The organism is Pseudoalteromonas sp. BSi20439, from assembly GCF_000241165.1.
Taxonomy (GTDB): domain Bacteria; phylum Pseudomonadota; class Gammaproteobacteria; order Enterobacterales; family Alteromonadaceae; genus Pseudoalteromonas.
The window spans coordinates 1-6,633 of record NZ_BADW01000030.1 but is presented as its reverse complement, the minus strand read 5'-3'; the positions used below and the strand labels follow the sequence as shown (position 1 = coordinate 6,633).

Annotated in this window: 5 protein-coding genes and 2 pseudogenes; 3 read left to right on the top strand and 4 right to left on the bottom strand. The window is 34.4% G+C overall.

Going from position 1 to position 6,633, the window contains the following annotated elements; genetic code table 11:
- On the bottom strand, positions 1-321 hold a 321-nt coding region (locus tag P20439_RS18820), incomplete at its 3' end, for a hypothetical protein (protein ID WP_206769987.1).
- A 242-nt stretch (positions 322-563) separates the two neighbouring features.
- Here P20439_RS18820 and greB point away from each other — a divergent pair.
- The 3 genes and pseudogenes from greB to P20439_RS02690 all read left to right on the top strand — a co-directional run bounded on the left by greB (position 564) and on the right by P20439_RS02690 (position 2,659).
- A pseudogene (gene greB / locus P20439_RS02700) lies at positions 564-1,036 on the top strand (transcription elongation factor GreB).
- 577 nt (positions 1,037-1,613) lie between these two features.
- Entirely contained in the window at positions 1,614-1,907 is a 294-nt protein-coding gene (locus P20439_RS02695) for a hypothetical protein (protein ID WP_036932775.1), read from the top strand.
- Positions 1,908-2,056: 149 nt separating this feature from the next.
- Positions 2,057-2,659 carry a hypothetical protein gene (locus tag P20439_RS02690; protein ID WP_008464435.1) on the top strand — a complete coding sequence of 201 codons (603 nt, stop codon included), beginning with the start codon at positions 2,057-2,059 and terminating at the stop codon, positions 2,657-2,659.
- Between the two features lie 46 nt (positions 2,660-2,705).
- On the opposite strand, the gene gmtX is transcribed toward P20439_RS02690, so the two are convergent.
- From gmtX to P20439_RS02675, 3 genes and pseudogenes are all read right to left on the bottom strand, one after another.
- Positions 2,706-3,311: a gamma-mobile-trio protein GmtX gene (gene gmtX / locus P20439_RS02685; protein ID WP_036932773.1), complete on the bottom strand. Its 606-nt coding sequence runs from the start codon at positions 3,309-3,311 to the stop codon at positions 2,706-2,708.
- Positions 3,312-3,313: 2 nt separating this feature from the next.
- A complete protein-coding gene (locus tag P20439_RS02680; RefSeq protein WP_008464431.1) occupies positions 3,314-6,058 on the bottom strand; it encodes a VPA1269 family protein in 2,745 nt (914 codons plus the stop codon).
- Positions 6,055-6,633, bottom strand: a pseudogene (locus tag P20439_RS02675) (tyrosine-type recombinase/integrase); the annotation flags it as partial. The gene P20439_RS02680 and the pseudogene P20439_RS02675, both read right to left, overlap by 4 nt.

The window sequence follows — 6,633 nt, the reverse complement described above, 5'->3', positions numbered from 1 at the left end:
AGCTATCATTTCACAACGGTCACATGTATAGGATGTTTGTTTTAACCTAGACAAGCACACATGTCTTGATGAAGTAGTCATTTTTGACTTACAACTGTCACATATAAAGCTAGGATGACAACAACTAACACTGCTCTTTTTTTTAATTAATTTAGCAAGATTTCCAACATCACCTTTATAGATCTTATAGAGTTCGTTATGCTCTTTAACTGAATAAGTGAAACTCGGTACCTCAGAGCTTGCTAGGCTCCAATACTCGTTAATTATTATAATCTCACGCTCATTTACTTCTCGCTCATAACAAATGTATAAATCAGTCATATTAATTTCAATGTATTAGATCAATGAACTGAGGTTAGTTGAACTTTTACCTAAAACCCAAATGATAGAGCGAAATAATATTCCTGTTTTTCTTCACCCTCAGACTGCTTTTACTAGAGCAATACATGCAGTAGAATGATTTGGTATAAACGGTGTGATAACAATAAGGTGGACAGGTATAAAGCCTTATTTATTAAATTGTTGTCATTAATGTTCGAGATTAACTATTTGAAGAGATTGGTGTGAAAACAAACTTAGTCACTCGCAAAGGCTTTAACCAATTAAAAGAAGAACATGAATATTTATGGGAAAAAAAACGTACCTGAGGTGACTAAAATAGTGGCTTGGGCTGCTAGCTTAGGAGACCGTTCGGATAATGCTGACTACACCTTCAATAAACGCTTACTAAGGCAAATAGATAGAAGAATTAGATATTTAAGAAAGTGCTTAACTGACCTTCGTATTATTGATCCATCTCCTCAACAATTCGGAAAAGTGTTTTTTTGGTGCTTGGGTTGAAATTGAAAATGAAAATGGAGATATTAAAAATCTTCAAATAGTTGGACCTGATGAGCTCTATGAAAGAAAAGATTGTATTTCAATCGATTCACCTATGGCTCGAGCACTTCTAAAAAAAGAAGTAGATGATGAAGCAATTGTTAATGCCCCCGAAGGCAAAACAAGCTGGTTTATTAATAAAATAACTTACGAATAGTTAAAACATCTTTTTGTTACTCACTACAAACCTGAAATTTGAAAAATAAAAGCACAACACGAGCTTGTTGAATTAAAATAAATACGTCAGCTCTATTGACTTTCAAAAACAAGCTTGACAAATTGATTTAAAGCATATATAATGGTGGATTGAGCTATATAGTAGTTGGATTGGGGTTAATATTTCTATATTTGTAGGTTTATATAATTAGGTAGGTTTTAATTTAATAATCAATGAAGTTCGATTTATAAAATCGAGAGAAGATGTAACAACAAACCAGCTGGTTTGGCTTTAGGCCTTACCAGTTTTTTTCGTGCTTGTAACTAATCTTAATTGACTAGTTACACAACAGCGGATACGAAATATTTAGACACCATAATAATACCTATGAATTCTGGTATTGTCAAACATCTATGAGGAGGTCGATATGTAAGTTTTAACAAAGAAAGAAAAAAGTAATGAAGAAAACTAGCGAGATAAAACCTCAACTTTTAATTATTCAACAACTTGGAATTTCCAATATGAATTTTTATACACATGAAGAAATTAATATGTTCATACAACAAAGGAGTACTATATGCACGAAAATGAGAGTAATAATAACAAAAACGGAGAATCAAATGATTTAAATTTAGGTCAAATATCACTTAAGACAGCTGATACGAAATATTTAGACGATATAAGTATTAGTAAGTCGTGGGTGCTTTTGAGGCTAATTAATCTATCGCTGGCTCTTACCGACCCTACATGTATTAGTTTAACCGTGTGGGTAACTAAGACAACTACTGATTTAGTCGCTAACAGAAATAGCAAAAGACCTAATCGAAGCAATTGGATTGGTTTAATTAGAAAACTTTCTGAGCTTTTATAGCTTTTTGTAGCATCACCATGCAGAACTGGCATTACTTATTGGTGATGCTACTACAATAAGATATAACAAACACTATCCATGGTCTTAGGCCATGGGTAGTTATCAGTAAAAAATGAACAGAGTATTATTAATATACCTAAGGATTACTTGTGCAAAAACCTGATATCGGATTAATATTTGAAGAAAATTTACCTGATGAAATTTTCAGGGAGTTTGAAATTGGAGTAAAAGCAGATGGTTTAAAAATTATAGTTGAAACTAGAGAACCTATGGGTGCAATGATGTGCGCTGAATGGTTTATCTTTCCTACTATAATGGCATACATTGGTAAAAGCTATTTTGATGTTTTTCTAAAAGAAATGGGTAAAGAGCACTACTCACTGCTAAAAGATAAGTTATCAAAATTGACCGATAAGGCTATGTCAGAACCTAGAATTGAGCCAACTTTATTTGCAACAGAAGGGAAGATAAGCTCTAACAACCCATTTTCACTTGCGTGTTCAATCCACGCCGAGGCTGAAAATGGAAAAGTATTCAAGTTATTACTTCCAAAACATAATAATAACTCTAACTACAAGCTGATTGTTGATAGATTTATGGACTTTATATCTGATTATCACTTGGGGTTGCAAACTTTACACTCAATAGGCTGTCCGTGGGAAATAGAGGATCTCACTAGCGATATGATCTTTGTCCATTACAACTGCGAAACTAATGAAATAGAATGGCTAAACCATAAAGATTACAAATAAACAGACAGGCAAATTAGATTTGACTGTGTACTTATAAATATTGTGACTACAAAAACTCTAAAGCTTTTTTTATAGCGTCAATAGTAGCCGCTTTGAAAACTGCCTGTTTATTTTCATCAATAAGCTCTCCATAATCTGTTGGCGTTAATTTCCATTTACTTTGAAAGCTATTTGATAATAAATATTCTAATGCTCTCCGCTCTTGAATAGATAGTTTATGCTCAGAACCAAGCCCAGTAGATTTGTAGTCATAAATATCAATTTTAAGGTTTGGTGGAATAATTTCTTGTATCTTTTTCCGAGTCGCAATTAGCTCGGAAGCTTGAATTTTTGCTAGCAATCGATGCTTTGGATTGTTTATTTCATCTATCCAATCTAACTCTTGATGCTTTTGCTTACCAAGATCTTTTACTGGGCTGTTCTCTGCAAATGATGCAATAAGTGCTCTATACTTTTCACCCGATTTATTACGAATACTTTGTGCTTTTGGAACCCCTCGTTGAGTGCCTAACTTTGATATTGTAGAAATAGAATAGTCATCAACACCTCTTTTTCTTTGCTCCATACAAACCCTATAGATTGCTTCGAGGGTTTCACTAATCTTAGTAGAGCAACCTTTTTGTAATTCAGTTAGTAGATCTTCAGGTGACATACTCATAACTCACTATTAATTAACGTATTATTTTTATTAATAAATTCGATTTCAGACTTTGAAATCTGTTCATCACCAAGAAGGTCGGAGAGCTTAATATCACAATTAATTACACGACTAACTTTTGACCATGTTTTTAAACGAGACTTTAAAAGGCGCGCTAATTGATTTCCAGCGTGCAATTGTTGCTCTTCTGTGAGTAAGAATAAGCCGGGAGATATTTCATTGAATACAGCCATTTTATCCAACTGTTGAGATCTTGGAATTATGGCATGCGATGCATTGGCCGACTCATAAATCGTTGCATTCTCACAAACCTCTTGAAGTTGCTCAAATGAAGATGTCTCTTCTAAAGATATTTCTATTTCTGAATCACTCATTTTAACGAGGGACAAGCTGTCTTTTTGATTAGCTATTGATTGTGTCATTTTAATTAGCTTGTAGGACGACTGTAAGTCACATAAGAGCATATCCATTTTTTTTGCTGCACTTTCATATTCTGACTCAGTTTTTCTTATTTTTAACTCAAGAATTTTACGCTCTGATAAGTCAATTTTTTCATTTTTTAAATTAGCTACGTATTCTCGGCGATCTAATTCGTCTAAGCTTTTCTCAAGCATAGTAATTTTACTTTGTAACTTTGTGCATTGAGATGACTGGGTGTTAGAGTGAAATAAAATTTCGTTAGTGATGGATAGCAACCCACCAATAAATGCGGGGCCTGTAATAAAATGACGACAGCGAAGACAATTTTGCGTCCCTAGATAACCAGATGGAGCCGGTACACGTAATGATGTACCACTACCATTAAGTTCTCCGCCATCTTCACAGCGAGTTGCGGCATATGGGCAGATACCATAATCCCTGAAAATGAAGTTCCCTGCTGGAATAGAGTTTGTTAATGAATTTAGTAACTCTTCATTATTTGATACCAATTCATTTTTTACTTTCTCTATTTTATTTTGTTCAATTAAACTCTGAGTAGCGTCAACCCTCGTTTTTAATGCTTCTTTCTCGCCCTGCTCTAATCGCTTTCTAATATCGCCTTGCGTAATTTTGCAGTAATAAATAGACATTACAATTGATGAGTGCCCCACAACTTTCATAACTATTTCAATAGGCATCCCCATTTCCATTATATAAGCCGTTATAAGGCTCACACGCATTGAGTGAGGGGTATACTTAGACTTATACTGATTTAACGTTGCTTCCTTCCCTGATAGCGTTGCAAGCTCTAAATTTGATGGTTGAACATTATAAAGTGCGGCAGCTAACCTTGGTGTTAGGGAATTACCAACACTTTGTGGCTCAATATCCTGATACGCCCTAAATAAAAAACAATTTATTCCTTTAGCCTTAAGTTGCAACTCATTTAAATTTGTTCTTTTACAACTAGACCAGTTCGTAGGGTTATCTATAGGATTATATTTTTGCTGCCATTTACGAAGTTTTACTAACCAATAAATAAGGTCTTCAGGTATCCAAGGTATTGAATAACCTTGACCATTATTACTTGTTTTGTTTGTAGTAATAAACATCCCTGCGTTTTCGTCAGGCATTCTTTTAATAAACGCTTGGTTTTTTGTTAATCCAGAAAAAATAGATTTATTTTTTTCCCAAATTATTTTTCCATTTTGATCAACATTAGCTATTACATCATCTGCTTCACCTGAATCATTATATGCAATCTGACGACCCCGCAATGGAACTTTTGTTAAAGTGAACGTATGCAACCAATTTATTGGAGACCACATATAAAGCTGATCTCCAATCTTTTTTATCACGCAATCAGGGTCACTTCGATCTACTTCCTTCGATGATACTTTCAGCCAATCAGCATCAAATTTTTGCAAATGCTTTAGGTCTTTAAAAGTTTTTGCATTAGCTGGAATTATCCACTCTTGGGCCTTTTTAACAAAGTAATACTGCAAGCAAGGTTTAGTTGATTCAGCACGCTGCGGAGACATCACACTCGCTGAATTTGATAGAAGCGATAAAGGATTTCTAGCATCCATTACACGAATGATCTCTCCAGTTTCCTCATCTTCACTAGTTAGGTCATTGGTAATCACAAAGTCTAAAAATTCATTCACTGCAATTATCAAGTTACGCCGCATATTATCGGTATTCAACTTTTCTAATTCTTGCTTTAAGGGTCTGATATTAACCTTTTGCTTTGTAAGAAATGCTTCTGGAGTTAAGCTTTTATCGTGTTTTTCTATATAAATTCGAACGAATCGACAAAGCAAAGAGTTTTTAGAGCCTCCGCCTAATGCTTGGGTCATAAATTCTTCTATTTTTACAGCCCAAGCCATATATGGTTTTGCAATAAATTTTAAATTGTAAGGCTCTTTTTTACCTAAAAATTTAAACCAATTTTCCCATTCACTTTCCCATACCCCTTGTGGGTCATTTGGTATTTGAGGGTCATCTTGCTTTTTAACAAATGCCCTGTATTCCTTTTGTGATTGGAGAGCTAATGGCTTAAGAATATTCTTTAATTTGTCATATGAATAAAAATCAGGGACATCAAATGTATCTTTATAGCTTACCCACTCATCCTTAAAAACTCTCTCTGGATGTGCAACTAGACCTGGTATGCTTTTATAATTTTCTAAATGTAGCCTTGAGTTAGTGATACCGTTGCTTTTGCATATAGCTTTGTATTCATCCAATGTTTTTATTGATACTGGTATATTTAATGGCGGATTTGAGGTCAGGCTTGAGTTACCTTTACGCTTGCTCATTTAATCTCCCTCATCTTATTACGAATATCTTCTGATGTTGGTTGTATATATACCAAGCAAGATAGAGAGCTCTTATGATGCATTGCTTTTTGAATTTCAACTTGGCTCAAACCAAGTTGTCGTGCTCGATAACCATATGCATGTCTGTGTCCATGCTCAGTGGTTCCGAGTTCTTTTTTAGCTTCAAGCCCAATTTTTTTAACTGCTCTTTTATGAATCCGCTGAAAGTTTTTTATCGTTTCAGGCGCTCCAGTGGAGTTAGTAAATGCAAATGGGTGAGTATCTGTCTTTGCTGGCTCTACACGTTGATATTTTAGATAGTTAGCCCAAGATATTAAAAACTCTTTTGCTTTTTCCGGTGGGTTAAATATCACTTCAAAATAACCATCTTTATTTGTGAGTAAAGGTGATTTCCAACCCGCATATAATCTTTCTGATAATCGGTATGAATTTCTAGGTTTATAAGAAGTGCTTTCGAGTAAGTATGCTCGCCTATTTGCAAAGCTACTATCAGGTGAGCGGCCTATTTCAGGATGATAGACCCTAACTAACGCTTCATCTTGATATATTGGATG